The 14,633-nt window shown below is 40.2% G+C and carries 13 protein-coding genes; 3 read left to right on the forward strand and 10 right to left on the reverse strand.

Going from position 1 to position 14,633, the window contains the following annotated elements; all coding sequences use genetic code 11:
• The first annotated feature begins 34 nt into the window (after positions 1-34).
• Entirely contained in the window at positions 35-439 is a 405-nt protein-coding gene (locus BVH02_RS05545) for an OsmC family protein (RefSeq protein ID WP_086499993.1), read from the forward strand.
• Between the two features lie 176 nt (positions 440-615).
• Positions 616-1,524, forward strand: coding sequence for an L-serine ammonia-lyase, iron-sulfur-dependent, subunit alpha (gene sdaAA / locus BVH02_RS05550; protein WP_086499995.1), 909 nt, complete (start codon positions 616-618; stop codon positions 1,522-1,524).
• Here the strand turns inward: sdaAA and BVH02_RS05555 are convergent.
• The 5 genes from BVH02_RS05555 to BVH02_RS05575 form a co-directional block, all read right to left on the reverse strand.
• The gene (locus BVH02_RS05555) at positions 1,513-1,974 is read right to left on the reverse strand and encodes a hypothetical protein (protein ID WP_086499996.1); all 462 of its coding nucleotides are present in this window, start codon (positions 1,972-1,974) and stop codon (positions 1,513-1,515) included. The two genes, sdaAA and BVH02_RS05555, sit on opposite strands and share 12 nt — an antisense overlap.
• The gene (locus tag BVH02_RS05560; RefSeq protein ID WP_086500659.1) at positions 1,971-2,909 is read right to left on the reverse strand and encodes a calcium/sodium antiporter; all 939 of its coding nucleotides are present in this window, start codon (positions 2,907-2,909) and stop codon (positions 1,971-1,973) included. The genes BVH02_RS05555 and BVH02_RS05560 overlap by 4 nt, the downstream gene beginning before the upstream one ends.
• 7 nt (positions 2,910-2,916) lie before the next feature.
• The gene (upp, locus tag BVH02_RS05565; protein WP_086499998.1) at positions 2,917-3,561 is read right to left on the reverse strand and encodes a uracil phosphoribosyltransferase; all 645 of its coding nucleotides are present in this window, start codon (positions 3,559-3,561) and stop codon (positions 2,917-2,919) included.
• 436 nt (positions 3,562-3,997) lie between these two features.
• Entirely contained in the window at positions 3,998-6,145 is a 2,148-nt protein-coding gene (locus tag BVH02_RS05570; RefSeq protein WP_086499999.1) for a cation:proton antiporter, read from the reverse strand.
• 19 nt (positions 6,146-6,164) lie between these two features.
• The gene (locus tag BVH02_RS05575) at positions 6,165-7,121 is read right to left on the reverse strand and encodes a calcium/sodium antiporter (protein ID WP_086500001.1); all 957 of its coding nucleotides are present in this window, start codon (positions 7,119-7,121) and stop codon (positions 6,165-6,167) included.
• 195 nt (positions 7,122-7,316) lie between these two features.
• Here BVH02_RS05575 and BVH02_RS05580 point away from each other — a divergent pair, with 195 nt between their 5' ends.
• Positions 7,317-7,898, forward strand: a complete 582-nt coding sequence (locus BVH02_RS05580; protein ID WP_086500003.1) for a DsrE family protein — start codon at positions 7,317-7,319, stop codon at positions 7,896-7,898.
• 162 nt (positions 7,899-8,060) lie between these two features.
• Here the strand turns inward: BVH02_RS05580 and BVH02_RS05585 are convergent, their stop codons facing one another.
• The 5 genes from BVH02_RS05585 to BVH02_RS05605 all read right to left on the reverse strand — a co-directional run bounded on the left by BVH02_RS05585 (position 8,061) and on the right by BVH02_RS05605 (position 14,611).
• Positions 8,061-8,615: a lipocalin family protein gene (locus BVH02_RS05585; protein ID WP_086500005.1), complete on the reverse strand. Its 555-nt coding sequence runs from the start codon at positions 8,613-8,615 to the stop codon at positions 8,061-8,063.
• A 14-nt stretch (positions 8,616-8,629) separates the two neighbouring features.
• The gene (locus BVH02_RS05590; protein WP_086500006.1) at positions 8,630-9,412 is read right to left on the reverse strand and encodes a hypothetical protein; all 783 of its coding nucleotides are present in this window, start codon (positions 9,410-9,412) and stop codon (positions 8,630-8,632) included.
• Positions 9,413-9,416: 4 nt separating this feature from the next.
• A complete protein-coding gene (locus BVH02_RS05595; RefSeq protein WP_086500008.1) occupies positions 9,417-10,808 on the reverse strand; it encodes a mercuric reductase in 1,392 nt (463 codons plus the stop codon).
• Positions 10,809-10,929: 121 nt separating this feature from the next.
• Complete coding sequence (locus BVH02_RS05600) at positions 10,930-11,511, reverse strand: hypothetical protein (protein ID WP_086500009.1); 582 nt, start codon at positions 11,509-11,511, stop codon at positions 10,930-10,932.
• Positions 11,512-11,677: 166 nt separating this feature from the next.
• The gene (locus BVH02_RS05605) at positions 11,678-14,611 is read right to left on the reverse strand and encodes a S9 family peptidase (RefSeq protein ID WP_086500011.1); all 2,934 of its coding nucleotides are present in this window, start codon (positions 14,609-14,611) and stop codon (positions 11,678-11,680) included.
• Positions 14,612-14,633 lie beyond the last annotated feature (22 nt).

Consider the following 14,633-nt stretch of genomic DNA (forward strand, 5'->3'; position numbering starts at 1 on the left):
TAAGTAGTTTAACTGATTTTAAATCTAAGAGTTTATGCCCACTATAAAAAGTTCGTATTTAGGGAATTTGAGAACTGAATCTGTACACCTGCAATCTGGAGTAAAAATACTTTCGGATGCTCCTGTAGATAACAATGGAAAAGGTGAAGCCTTTTCTCCGACTGACTTGGTAGCGAGTGCCTTAGGAAGTTGCATGATTACGATTATGGGAATTGTTGCAAATCGTGATTCTATTTCATTGGAAGGCCTAACTTGGGAAGTAACCAAAATAATGCAAGCGACTCCAAGAAAAATAAGTGAAATTGTAATTGATTTTCATTGGGAGAAGCCAATAAATGATGCTGCAACGATCCAAAAATTAAAGAACGCAGCCAAGACTTGTCCAGTTGCGTTGAGTTTGGATCCTGCCATTAAGCAGACATTGAATTTTGACTTTTGAGAGAAATAGTCTAGGACGAAACTATGCTAGGAATTTGAAAACTCCAAGGTTGCGGTGACTTTGGTCACCCGTCTCCCAATAGCTATTAGGAGGTCATCCTGCCTTTCAATCCATTAAAATATGCTAATTGGCATTATTGCGGATAAGCAAATTAAAAGTATATAAACCCACATAGTATGAGCTATTTATTTGAATCCTTCAAGGGCTGGAAAAGCTACTGCGAAGAGAACGATCTTTCCCTACCAGAATCTGTGATCGAATATGAAGTAGATCAAAAGAATGGAGAAGGAGAGAAAATTAAAGCGGGTCTTCTTCAGGCATATGGTGTGATGAAAGATGCTGTTAAAACAGGTTTGGAAGAGGAAATGACCTCTCGTTCTGGAATGATCAATAACGGAGCGAAAAAAGTGTACAATCATCCGCTGACTGTACTTTCTCCAGAATTCCAAAAATTAATCTCTCGTGCTTTAGCCGCCAAAGAAGTTAATTCATGCATGGGAAGAGTGGTTGCTGCACCGACTGCCGGGGCAAGTGGGATTCTCCCTGGTACGCTGGTTACGCTACAAGAAATCCATGGATTGAGTGATGATCAAATCGTAGATGGGCTCCTAGTAGGAGCGGGTATTGCTTTGATCATTGAAGATAAAGCGAGTTTGGCTGGAGCTGTGGGGGGATGTCAGGCAGAAACTGGCTCTGCCGCTGCAATGGCTTCAGGTGCGATTGTGTACAGCCTAGGAGGAGATACAGATCAGATTTTTAATGCAGTGGCGATCACTATTCAATGTATGCTTGGATTAGTTTGTGATCCTGTGGCGGGACTCGTAGAAGTACCATGTGTGGTTCGAAATGCTAGTGCTGCAGCGATTGCATTCAGTTCTGCGCAGATTGCCTTGGCTAATGTGAGTGCCGTGATACCCGTAGATGAATGTATTGATGCGATGGGAGAGGTAGGGGCTTCAATGGAAAGTCGCTATAAAGAAACTGCTATGGGAGGTCTTGCTGCTACCTTGACTGGACAAGCAATAGCTGAGCGGGTTCTGATAAAAGATATAGAGATTCTTCCTGATGAAGAATTAGAGGAATAAGTTTTGGATAAAAGGGGTAGCCAGAATTTGGTCAATCGTCAAACTGAAAACTACTGCCCAAAGGCAGGCACTCCACATCATATGTAGATAGATGTTACGTTTTTTCATACCAAATGAAACCATGAGTAACGTCCCGCCTATAGGTGTAAATAGCAAAGGAGTAAAAAATGCAATACCAATTGCACCATATCTTCTCCAAACCTGAACTATCCTTCTGTTTTTCTTAGAGAATATAAGTTTAGGTTTGGCGGTGAAATAACTCTCATATAATTTTTTAAATTTTCTTCCGACGAGTGTGGAAATCATCACACTTGTCATCATGCCGGCAACAGTCACCAAAACAGTTTTTAACACGCTATAACCAGCTGCAGAACCTAAAACTGGGCCTGCTATAAACTTAAACCAACACAGAAAATAAATTCCCAACAAGGTTAGAATGTGTTCTGTCATAGCAGGAAATACAAGTAGGCAAAGTAGCTAAAAAGAAGAAGAGAGCCTTCCACTCTAGAAACTCGCATCTTCGAACGCATTAGGATGAATAGGAAAACTGTAATCCCAATCATCCAGAGGAAATCAGAATCGATAAATTCCTGAGATACCCCTATCGGCATAATGATCGCTGTGAGGCCGATTATGGATAGGATATTCATAATGTTGCTGCCAAGGATATTTCCTAGTGCCAAATCAGTTCGCTTAGATAATGCTGCTATAATAGAGGTGATTAGCTCTGGTAAGCTGGTGCCAATAGCAATAATTGTCACGCCTATTATCCGTTCTGAAATGCCGAATTCTCTAGAGATCTTCACAGCATTGGTTACCAATAATTCTGATCCCAGATACAAGCCTGCAACTCCACCTAGAAATAATCCGATAGATGCTACCCATGAGTAATCTTTTACCTGCTCTATTTCCTCTTCTACTTCTGTGTTGTCCACTAAGTCCGCGCCAGGGCTTTTGAAAAGGTACACGTTGAAAGCAATGAATGTTGCGAACAGCAGAATGCCTTCCCAAAATCCTATGAGCCCATTGTATGCTAGGCCATAGAATAGAATAGTGACCAATAGGGTAACCACATAATCAAACCTGATATGGCTCTTACGGATTAGAATTGGATAAAAGAGGCCTGTTATGCCTAGTACTAATGCAATATTTGCTATGTTGGAACCAATAACATTTCCAATTGAAATGTCGCTATTCCCTTTCAAAGCAGCATTTACACTTACTAATAGCTCTGGGGCAGAGGTGCCAAATGCCACGACAGTCATCCCAATTAAACCAGCACTCATGCCTAGTTTTACCGCCATTGCAGAAGCGCCATCTACTAATATTTTTCCCCCATAAAGGAGAATAACCAAACCAAGAAATAAAAGAAAATAAGGAAGCATGTAGTAATTAAAGTTTTGGGCCAAAAGCAAGATCTCCAGCATCACCTAGTCCCGGGACGATGTAGGATTGGTGATTTAATTTCTCATCAATCGCACCTATCCACAGGGAATAAGAGCAAGAGATGTTTTCTTTGAGGTATTGTATGCCCTCTGGAGCTGCAATGATTGCTGCGATGTGAATATGCTTGGGTGTGCCATGGGAAAGTATGGTCTGGATCGATTCAACCAATGATTTTCCAGTAGCCAACATAGGGTCTGCCAGAATAAGAATTCTGCCTTCCACGCTTGGACTAGCATGGTAGCCCAGTTTTACTGTGATCTCACCGGGATTACTTTCATCTCGAAAGGCTCCAATAAAACCACTATCAGCCTGATCGAAGTAATTCAAAATCCCATTGTAAAATGGTAAAGAGGCCCTCATCACTGAGATGACTACCGGCTGATCTGTTGGGACTAGTGCAATAGTTGAGGTAAGTGGAGTTTCTATTTCTTCTGAAGCGTATTCAAATGATTTGGAAATCTCATAGGCCATTAATTCACCCATTCTTTCCAAGTTTCTACGAAAGCGCATTCTGTCATTTTGAATACGGATATCTCTCATTTCGCGGAGAAAATGATTTGCTAATGAGGGTGTTTCAGATAGAATAAACATCCTGCGAAGTTAAAATAAAAACCTGGCTCTTCGGAACCGGGTTTTTTTCTTTAGGAAGAAATATGAGTTATTTCACTTCAAAACTGGCTTTTCTAGCCCACTGCCTAGCATTAGACGAAGACTTGTTTCCACTGGAATATTCACCATATCCCTTTTAGAGATTACCTAGATGATTTTACTCCAGAGGCAACTAGTATGACATAAACAACTTAAGCTCTCTTTTCTGAAAGCTTTATATTATAATCTTCTTGACCTCGTTCATCTGCATATCCTTTGATTTCAACCCGTGTGATTGTATTTCTTTTCAAGAAGTTAAAGGATGATGAACTCTGGATGTGCCAAACCCATGCTCCTTTTGCGGTTTAAGGAGTATATAAATAGCTCGAAACTTCTTGGCTATTCTAACTTTAGATTTTCCCTTTTTTTCGAAGTAGCGTTATTTTCTCCTGAGCAATTGTGCGAGGGTTCTCCCGATCCAATCCAATTTTTCGATAGGACCTATCAGTGACCCATGCATCATATCCATCAAAGGCATTCCCAACGCTTTTGGTTGATTTGGATAGATTAGAATGAAACTGTGATTTTTCAGCCAGATGTTGATTAATTGAGGAACCTGTTCCAATTTTGGATGGTAGGATTCTTCACCTCGGCGACTGAGCACCATGATCAGATTATCATCTGGTTTAAGCAAAATATTCAGATTTCCCAACTCTTCCCACGTAGGGAAAGGTCGGAAATCCACCCGAATCGGATATTTTCTAAGAATCTCCACAAGGTATTCTTTGGTTTCATCTTCAGTATAAAATATCATTCTAGTACCTGTATTTCGAGCGATATTCCAGACTTTAACTAGCCAAAATGGAAAGCCTAATTCTTTTTCTGCTCTTGGGGGAATGAAGACCAAATGCCGCTTGTGTGTATCAAAGGGCTGATATGGTTTATAGATGAATGTTGTTGTATTGCACTTGCTAAGCAGTCCTTCGGTTAGATTCCCAAGAAAACTATCCTCCATGCCTTGCTTCTCGTGAAGCCCAAGAACAAGAGTGGTTACCTTATTTTCGCGAATCACACTTGAGATTCCATGCTCTACATTCGTATCGTATCGTAGAAGTTCATGAAGAAATTGATCAGTGGATGCCGCCACTTTACTGGCTTGGTTCAAGGTTTTTTGTGCCTTCATTTCAGCACCTTCATCCTCCAAGTTTGGATTAATGATACTCAACGCATAAAGCCGATTTTGTTTCTGTGGTGACTTCAGCATCATGCTAAGATGAATTAGGGCCTCTGAAGTTTCCTGATTTCTCACTGGGATTAAAATACGTTCTGCACTTTCTTCATCTACATCTTCTGCGAGTGGGGATTCAGACATAGCAATTCGTTTCGCAGCTTTTTGTGCTTCCAAAGATGCAATTGTGCAAGTCACCAGAATCATGATAATGGTGCCGTTCAGCACATATTCGGAGAGTAGGCGGATAGGTTCTCCACTTTCATCAGTCCCGATAATGGTATTGTAACCCACTAGCACAGCAGCCAAAGTTGCAGCGGCTTGAGCATTGCTTAAGCCGAAAATCATTTTTCGTTCGTCCTTTGAAAAACCCAAGGTCTTTTGAGTAGCAAAGGCAGCGAGATACTTTGCAGTGGTTGCCACAATGGTCATTACTAATGCAACTGTGATCGTTTCCCATCCCTGAATAAATGCTCGGAAATCGACCAACATCCCTACTCCTATTAAGAAAAAGGGGATAAAAATCGCATTACCAACAAACTCGATTCTGTTCATCAGAGGAGAAGCTTGGGAGATTAAAGGGTTCAGTGCCAATCCTACTAAGAATGCACCAATGATTGCTTCTACTCCAGCCCATTCTGCCAATGCAGCTCCTGAGAACAACAATACCAACACGAAAATGTATTGAGATACATTGTCTTCATATTTTTTAAAAAACCAACGGCCGATAGGGAGTAAAACAAACCAGACGATGAGGACAAAAAGAGAAAGTGAAACGCCGAGTTTTATCCAGAATACTGCATTGACTTCTCCATTAGCCATGCCTACTACAATAGCTAAAACTAATAAGGCAAGTGTGTCAGTAATCAGGGTGCCACCCACGGCAACATTTACCGCACGGTTTTTTGAAACCCCCATTTTCGAAATCATGGGATAGGCGATCAAGGTGTGGGAGGCAAACATACTGGCTAGTAATATTGATGTGGCCCAACCGAAACCTAATAGATATAAGCCCGAAAAAATCCCTAATCCCATAGGAATCAAGAAAGTGTACATTCCGAAAATGAGACTTTTCTTACTGTTTTTCTTAAAGTCAAGGAAATCAATTTCCAAGCCTGCCAAAAACATAATGTAAAGCAATCCTGCTGTCCCCGAAAGTATAATACTGCTGTCTCGCTCTATCAGCCCCAATCCATTTGGCCCCGCTATAGCACCTGCTATAATAAGTCCGAGAAGGGGTGGGATTTTCACCTTATTGAGCAACAATGGAGCTAAAAGAATGATCAGTAAGATCAATAGGAATTTGAGCACCGGATTGGTTATGGGCAAATCGGTAGAAAATATCAATTCCAAAATCATATAAGTAGGAGTTTAAGGGCTATACTTCTAAACTGACCAAGTAGGTAGTATAACCCAAATAAGTAATCAAAAGTAATGCGGCTTCCCATCGATCAAGAGTTTTCTTTTTACCAGTGAACATGGCAAGAAGTAAGAATATTGTGCCCCCAATCAGAATATAAATATCTGTAGTAAAAGATAAATTGAATGGTAAGGGATTGATCATCGAACTAACTCCAAGAATTAAGAAAATATTGAAAATATTAGAACCTATGATGTTTCCGATGGCTATGTCATTATTCTTTTTCATGGAAGCAACCACGGAAGTAGCAAGTTCTGGCAATGATGTGCCAGCAGCTACTATGGTTAAACCTATAATTTTTTCGCTTACTCCCAAGGACTGAGCCATCGCTACCGCATTATCAACTACGAGTTTGCCGCCGATCACTAAACCTGCCAATCCAATTAAAATTAATCCCCAGATTTTCAAGTTCGAATAATCTTTCTGCTCGGCTACCTCAGTGCTTGGTTCGGATTTGAGTTGGGTAAAAACGTAGTATAGAAAGGCAGCAAATAGCACAAGTAAAATAATCCCATCTATAAAGGAAAGTCCTGGTTCTGCCGAGCTAAAATAATTGTTAACAAGAAAGAGAAGGATAATTGCAGCTAGTAGTGAGAAGGGGATTTCCTTCCAAACTGAACTGGATTGTACAGCGAGTGGCGTGATAATTCCTGCAATCCCAAGTATGATAAACAAATTGAAGTTATTGGAGCCGATCACATTGCCAAAGACTATATCTGGATAGCCGCCCATAGAAGCCACTGAATTCACCACAAGCTCAGGAGCAGAGGTGCCAAAAGCGACAATAGTAAGACCGATAGCAAGGTCGGAAATTTTATGCTTTTTGGCTAAAACAGAGGCACCATCTACTAGCCAATCAGCCCCTTTCACTAATAGAAGTAGCCCAGCGATCAAAATGATAATCTGAAGAATCATATAAGATTTGATTTTTGTGATAAATGCCGCAGCGCACAAAAATCAATCAAAAGTAGATTGAAAGTTGTGCTGCTGATATCGCTTGAGCAACAATTATTTTCTGGCGTAATTTCAGACCTCTATCATTCATCTTTTTACGAGAATAAACGATCAATAATTTTTACATTTCCATATAATTCTTTAACCCAAAATATTATGAAACGCTTTTTCTATTCTCTGGCTGTGATGCTTTTATTTAATCTTTCTTTTACGTTTGCGCAGGATGGTATGCCTCCTCATATCAAAGATCATATCACTTATCCGGTGTTGGATTTTCATCCATGGGTAGGAGTGATGCCTACGGAAAATGCTGCTTTGCCTTTTGATCCTACCTTAGACTATAAAATTGTCCTTGATCTGTATGGCAAAATGAATGACTCCACAGAGATTCATCCAGTTTTTCTTGAAGTCGCCCGTACATATAATCTGAATATTGCAAATGGGGTTCCTGCTGAAAAAATACAGATTGCAGCTGTCATTCATGGAGGAATAGTGAAAGCAATTCTCTCAGAGGAAAATTATCAAACAAAATATCAGGCAACCAATCCTAACCTAGTGGCGATAAAAGCTCTAGAAGAAGTAGGTGTAAAGTTCTACGTATGCAATCAAAGCATGCGGTTTAATAATATTGCAGCCGATAAAATTACCCCTTTTGTGAAAGTGGCAGTTTCAGCCAAAACCGCTTTTGTCACGCTAGATCAAATGGGTTATTCTTATCTCAATGTGAGTGAAGATTAATTGAAAAAGGTGAAATGAAAATAGGCTATCATCACATTTGACAGCCTATTTTTATGTAATTCCTCCTCAGCTTTTGGCCCCTCTTTCTTTTTGGGAGGTTCGTATAGAGCTTCACCATTTATATAAGAAGGGGGATTTTGATTAACCCAAACGAATAATTATTTAATCTTCATTTTGAACAGTCTTTACGAGTTTGCTTAGATCAAATCCTTTATCCTCTGCTCTTTCAATAATATATGAATATAGTTTGGCGTCCATCTCAGGTGTTCTGGACAAAATCCATAAGTATTTTCGATTTGGATGTCCGACTACCGCATAGGAGTAATCTTTCGCCAAGTCGATGATCCAATACTTCCCTTTGAATGGCCAAAAGAACTGAACTTTCAACTTTGCATTTCCTGAACCATCTTCCACCCAAGCTTTGGCAGTTGAAGTTTTGGTGCTTCCTTTCTCAGGAAGATAGCAGCTGTTTACCACTTTAATTGTTCCATCCTCATTCGCTGAATAGGTTGCTTTGGTATAAGTGCACCCTTTTTGAAATGATTGAGGAAATGAAGCAATCTCATACCAATCTCCAGCATATTTATCAAGATCTACATATGGTACCGTTTCTAGGTCTTGAGCTTTTGCTCTAGTAGAGGATAAAAGCATTATGCCTGCTGCGGCTATTATAGGCATGGCGAGTGCAAATTTTTCTGATCGTTTTAAAGTTCTCATGGTTAGTTGGTTTATTAAAGTTTAAATGGCGCGGTTTCTCTGTTTTTATAGCCATGGTAACTGATGGCTACGAATAAAACTATGGCTCCTATTAATGCTGTCCATTGCAGTTCTGGGATAGCATTCCAATGTCTCACGGAGATTGCGACTAATGCCCAAACACCTACACAAGCTGACTCTCGAAGATTTCGGGCAGCGATAAGGAAAAGATAAAGAATTACCGCTACGATGATCATGACCACGGTCCAGCTTATTTCAGATGCTCCGCCAGTCCATCCAGTTTTAGCCAAATTGGCAGAGATATTTGCGATAGTTGCCACGGCAATCCATCCGATATAAATTGCTATTGGCCACCAAAGCCAAAAGATTATCGTTCGCGGCGCATCCCACCTTTCCATATTCGTGTTCAGAATTACGATAACAAGTGAGCATAATATGCCAAGCATTACAATAACACTTAATCCTGTATATTCCATTAGCCACATATAAAGCCATAGACCATTTCCGATATTTGCCATGATTAGATATGGGCCGATTTGAGAAAGAAAATCTGAATCTTTGACTGGATTAAATGCCCTAGAGATAAAGAATATAGCTTGTGCAAAAAGAGCTAAATAGATCAGTCCCCAGATTGAAAATGCGTAACCAGCAGGAGTAAATAAATTCTCATATTCAGAGCTCAATGAACTTACAGTGTTTCCATTGATTCCATCAACATTAACCCAGTAATTCCAAAAGATGATAAAGGCCAAAACTATCATATTTAGGATAGCATATATTTTATGTGACTTTTTCATAGAATTAGTTGTCAACCGGTTTGAGTTGCTGGAGTAGAGTAGGGATTAGTTCCGTGACGGTAGGGTGGGTCTGCACAGAGTTCATCAGGGTTTTATAACTCATTTTACCATACATGGCAGTCAGAAAAACCCCTATTATTTCGTCTCCTCCAGTTCCGAGAACTGCCGCACCAATTATTTGTTCACAGTCGGCATCCACGATCACTTCCATTTTTCCCTGAGTTTCTCCCTTTTCCTTAGCTCTAGAAATTTTGCTCATTGGCATCTGAGCAAATAGCAACTTTCTACCAGAAGCTTTTGCTTGGACAAGTGTCATACCAGCTCTTCCGAGCGGAGGATCGGTATATAGCCCATAATTGCTTATTCGGTCGCCCAATGTTCGTTTTTTGTCTCCGAAAAGTTGATTCTCCATTATCTCAAAGTCATTGTAAGCAGTGTGGGTGAAAGCTCCTTTTCCATTGCAATCTCCCAAGGCATATATTCCAGAGACGTTCGTTTCCAGTTTTTCATTTACTTCGAAATACCCGTGCTCGTTAATTTCCAAACCAGCATTCTCGGCCATGAGCAAATCCGAATTTGGGATTCTTCCTGTAGCTAGCAATACATGTGTGCCACTGACTTGCTTGTCTTTATCTTTTTGTTGAAAGTTTACGGTGACTCCACCAAGTTTTTTGGGATTGCCTTTTAGGTTTTTCGTGCCACAGATAACTTTTATGCCTTCCGCTTCTAGAATTTGTTGAACCAGCGCAGAAGTATCTTGATCCTCCTTAGAAATCAAATATTCGCCCATCTCTAAAACGGTAACTTTTGAGCCAAATCGCTTAAAGATTTGGGCGAATTCCAAACCAATGTAACTTCCCCCCACAACGATTAAATGTTCAGGTACTTTTTCAAGCTGAAGAATCGATATGTTGGTGAGATATTCTAGGTCTTCAAATCCATCAGGGATTCTTGCTCTCGCACCTACATTCAAGAAGATCTTCTTGGAACGCAGCGTTTGAGAGCCCACTCGAATGGTCGACTGATCTGCAAAAGTTGCTGTGCCTCGGATCGTAGTGATCTGCGGAGAATCAGAAAGGGATTTTTTAATGCTATTTCTAGAATCATTGACCAATTTGTCCTTTCTCTTTTTTACGGCTTTCAAGTTAACTACGGCCGATTTGGGTACTTCTATTCCCAAGTTATGAGCGTTTGCTATAACCCACGCTGCTCTAGCACTTGCGACATAGGCTTTGGTCGGCGTACAACCTGTATTTACACATGTTCCACCCCACGCCTCTTTTTCTACTAGGGCTACCTTCCAATTTTCCTTAGCTAGCGCAAACGCAAGAGGATTTCCGGCTTGCCCAGAACCAATAATTATGGCATCAAAAGTCTCTGTTTTAGAGTCATTCATGAGCTTTAAAAATATATTTATTTTAAATTATTTCTATAGAAGATACAAACAGAAAGCCAAAGACAAAAAAAAGGAGCCTGATAACCAGACTCCTTTTTTACTCATTCAGTAATTTAAGCACTCAAATTTTTGAGACTATCAAATCCCGGACATTACCATGAAATTCATTGATCGCTTTTGTATGAAAATAAGGATAGATGAATTTATCTCTAAAGATGGAGCCACTCTTATAGTAAGTTTTATGTTCGACTTCAGTGCTTCCGTTAGGCAGCGTTTTAAATAAAATATATTGTGAACCTTCGGACTTGGAATTTTCCAGATAGCAGATTTTAATCATTTTTTTATCCTTATTAATCTCTACTATTTCATGGCCAACCTGGAGTTTGATGAGGCCAGCAAACACATGGAGATTGAGGATAATTACTTGTCCTTGATCCAAGCCAGCAGTATAAGATTGTCCAGGAAACACCTCTTCACCAGATTGTCTACAATACTGTCTATGAAAATGAAGCATTTTCCCACTCCATGCTTTTTCTGGAGATATAAAGTAATAAGCGTCCCAGACTGTGTCAAAATTTTCTTCATAAATATAGGTTTCTAGATGCTCATGATATGACGAGTCATTAGATTTATAGCACAGTGACTTTAGCTGTGAGAAATCAAATTCGGAAGTCGGGCTGGACTCTTTGGTCTGGATTTGCATGGATGATTTTTGTCGCTTTTGCAGATTGGGTATTTAAATAAAGTGAATGTGAATCGAATCACCTATCATTTACCGATAATTTGCAAGATTGCGTTAGTGCACCAGATTTTGTTTGCATGCTAAATAAACCAAAAAAAAGAGGAGCCTTTTCCAGCTCCTCTCACTATTAAAATGCTCTTTTCTCAAGATGTTCCTCAAGATCAATTTTGTCAATTCCTTTTGACATCCAATCTGGGGCATCAGTACCTTTCAGATGATGGTCAAAGAATTCCATCATTCTCACAGAGTAATCTTTTCGGTTTTCGAGCTTGCCCAGTCCGTGATTTTCTCCTTTATACTGAACCATTATCACAGGTTTCTTCAACCTTCTCAAGGCTGAATAAAACTCAATCCCTTGCGTGAAATCCACTGCACCATCTTTGTCATTGTGAAGCAAAAGAAGTGGTGTATTCACATTTTTCACATGATAAACTGGGCTGTTTCTTTCGTAAGATTCCCAGTTCTCCCAAGGAGCACCAGTGAATCTACCCTGTGAAGCTTCAAAAATTGACATATTTCCTCCACCAGAATTCCAATAGATTAAATCATACATGGAGATCATGTTAGTTAAGGGTGCTCCAGCAGCTGATGCTTTGAACATATCTGTTTGAGTGATCAAAAACGCTGTCTGATAGCCACCCCATGAGTGCCCGTGGATTCCTATGTTTTCCTCGTCAATTACACCTGTAGCAATGGCTGCATTTACTCCAGGAATGACACACCAAACGGCTGACATTCCTGGATCATCCATCGTATAGACGATGTCTGGAATAAACACAGCAAAACCGTTGCTGGTATATACGCTAGGATTCCAGCCTGTTCCACTATATCCTGGATTTGACCAGTTGTGAAGAGTTTGTGATAGCTTTTCGTAATAATAAACTACTGTAGGGTATTTTTCTCCCTCTACGTAATTGGCTGGAAGGAAAAGTGCGCCTTGAAGTTTGACTCCTTTGTCTGATACATAATCAACTAAGCGTGTCCCTGAAGACCAAGCATATTTTTCTGCTTCAGGGGCATTTTGAGTTACTTTTACTGGAGACGTAAGAGCTGCACTTGCTGCATATATTTGATCCGGCTCGTTGAAGGTTTGCTTACTAAAGAAATACACATCAGCTTTCTCAGCTTTTCGCAAAGATCCTATGCTGGCATCTTCCCAAACCAATGCTTTCGCCCCTGTTTCTAATCCTTTTTTAGATGCATTAATGATAGATACGCCACTTTTCTTGGTCCACTCGCCGTATGTCCTGAGGTATAGTGGTTTGCTTAGATTAATGCCTTTTTCCTCTGGATCAAGTTTGAAACGATACTGATATCTGATTTGATCTGTTCTTCCATTTTGAGTCAAATTCACAGCTTTGGCTTTGCCAGTCACCGGGACCTGCCAGATGTCCCAGCCATCATTTAAAAGTACATATTGACTGTCGCTGCTCCAGCCTAATGCTCCTTGCAATGGTTTTTTCACATTGTGATCATCCTCTTCATCCACAAAAGTCACTGGCAAACTAGCGGTTAGATTCATTTCCTCACCTGACGCGATATCATAGCTATAGAAATCTCCATCGTATCCATAAATCAACTTGGTCCCATCAGTAGATCCGCGAGGATAGGAAGAATAACCTGGCATATAAAAGTTGGTGAAAAGTGGCTTTTTCTCACCGGTCATAAGATCTACGATGAAAAAATCCTGGTAATTCTGGCCATCAAGATTGCTCTGAAGTTCGTAGGCTTGATTGTCGGAGCCTACAGCATATTTTTCTTTATCAAGGATATTTAGGCTAAGCATTGTGCTGTCCTGAAGTTGAATATGCTTTTTGGTAGCCACATTGTACATGGCATAAAAGCTGAAATTTTTATCCTGATTTTCCAGCACTTGCTGACGGGATTGCAGGCGACAGTCGTTCCAGTGCCAGATAGTCATGTCAGGCTTATCTGCATCGTTATTTTTAGGGCTTACTTTTCCAGAGTCTAATTTCGTAAGTGCTTTCTTTAGATCAGCAATCGAGTTCATAGAAGTGTCAGCCATGATTCTTTTCATCGCCTCAGACTCCGCTAATTTTACAGAGTCCTTGTCAAGCTCTTTCTTTTCCTCTTCTTTTTTGGCTATAACCAAGGGATGAATTCCGTAGAAAAGTCTGGTCAAATCTTCTGACCACATTGGGCGGCGATTTGGGCTGATTGTATATTCTTTGGAAAAACCGATAGAATCTTTTAATGGATCATAAACAATCACCTGAGGACTAGTTAGGTTTTTCACGCCAACTAATTTCCCTTGATCTTGCTTGTATTTTTTGTCCTTGACCATTTTCAAAGCTGCAAATGCTTCGCCTTTTTCTGTCCAGTTGATGGACTTGTAGGATGCATCATCTGAGTCTAGCACGCTTGTGCTGTTCGTGGTCATATTTAATAAGTAAATGCCATTTCCAGATTGATTGGCCGCATCTACAGTATAGGCTAAGTAATTACCGCTTTTGTTGAAAGAGAATTCTGCCACATTACCAAGGTTCTGTGCTTTTTTGGTGTTGAGGTGATAAATCAACAAGTCCGAACCTTTGGCGTCTCCGCCTCCGTCCTTGGTTAGATTAATAGCAAGGTGAGAAGCAGCATCTCCGTTGAAAGAGAAATTGCTCACGTTTTCGAAGGTTTTTTTGTCCTCCTTATCAGTTGAACCAAGTTTCATTAGCGTGACCTTGTCGTGAAGCGGCTTGCCTTTAGACTTGTCATTGGCTTCTTTTTCCTTAAAAGTCGGATATTCTTTGAAGGCAATCCACTTGCTGTCCTCGCTGAATTCGATAGAAGGGTAGGAAGTAAATCCGATTTTGAAAGTCTGTGTAGAATCCGGATCGCTTACGTATTGAAGGATCACTTCGCCATCAGCTTCCAAAGCTACCATGCCGTAGGCTACCCATTTGCCATCTGGAGAGATTTTGAAAGTGCCAGAGTTCATGTATTTCCAAGATGGAATATCTTTCCATGCCATGGGTTTGGGAGCATCGTCTTGGGCAATTGCAAGATTGCAGATCAGGCAAAAAAGCCAGAAAAATGTGTAGAGTTTTTTCATCTGTTTATAATTTAATTTTAAA

Origin of the sequence: Algoriphagus ratkowskyi (assembly GCF_002150505.1) — a bacterium.
In the GTDB taxonomy this organism is placed as follows: Bacteria; Bacteroidota; Bacteroidia; order Cytophagales; family Cyclobacteriaceae; genus Algoriphagus; species Algoriphagus ratkowskyi.

Excerpts from the sequence above, each read along its gene's own strand:
- BVH02_RS05545 (WP_086499993.1), top strand. The coding sequence starts at position 35 with ATGCCCACTATAAAAAGTTCGTATTTAGGGAATTTGAGAACTGAATCT.
- sdaAA (WP_086499995.1), top strand. The coding sequence starts at position 616 with ATGAGCTATTTATTTGAATCCTTCAAGGGCTGGAAAAGCTACTGCGAA.
- BVH02_RS05555 (WP_086499996.1), bottom strand. The coding sequence starts at position 1,974 with ATGACAGAACACATTCTAACCTTGTTGGGAATTTATTTTCTGTGTTGG.
- BVH02_RS05560 (WP_086500659.1), bottom strand. The coding sequence starts at position 2,909 with ATGCTTCCTTATTTTCTTTTATTTCTTGGTTTGGTTATTCTCCTTTAT.
- upp (WP_086499998.1), bottom strand. The coding sequence starts at position 3,561 with ATGTTTATTCTATCTGAAACACCCTCATTAGCAAATCATTTTCTCCGC.
- BVH02_RS05570 (WP_086499999.1), bottom strand. The coding sequence starts at position 6,145 with ATGATTTTGGAATTGATATTTTCTACCGATTTGCCCATAACCAATCCG.
- BVH02_RS05575 (WP_086500001.1), bottom strand. The coding sequence starts at position 7,121 with ATGATTCTTCAGATTATCATTTTGATCGCTGGGCTACTTCTATTAGTG.
- BVH02_RS05580 (WP_086500003.1), top strand. The coding sequence starts at position 7,317 with ATGAAACGCTTTTTCTATTCTCTGGCTGTGATGCTTTTATTTAATCTT.
- BVH02_RS05585 (WP_086500005.1), bottom strand. The coding sequence starts at position 8,615 with ATGAGAACTTTAAAACGATCAGAAAAATTTGCACTCGCCATGCCTATA.
- BVH02_RS05590 (WP_086500006.1), bottom strand. The coding sequence starts at position 9,412 with ATGAAAAAGTCACATAAAATATATGCTATCCTAAATATGATAGTTTTG.
- BVH02_RS05595 (WP_086500008.1), bottom strand. The coding sequence starts at position 10,808 with ATGAATGACTCTAAAACAGAGACTTTTGATGCCATAATTATTGGTTCT.
- BVH02_RS05600 (WP_086500009.1), bottom strand. The coding sequence starts at position 11,511 with ATGCAAATCCAGACCAAAGAGTCCAGCCCGACTTCCGAATTTGATTTC.
- BVH02_RS05605 (WP_086500011.1), bottom strand. The coding sequence starts at position 14,611 with ATGAAAAAACTCTACACATTTTTCTGGCTTTTTTGCCTGATCTGCAAT.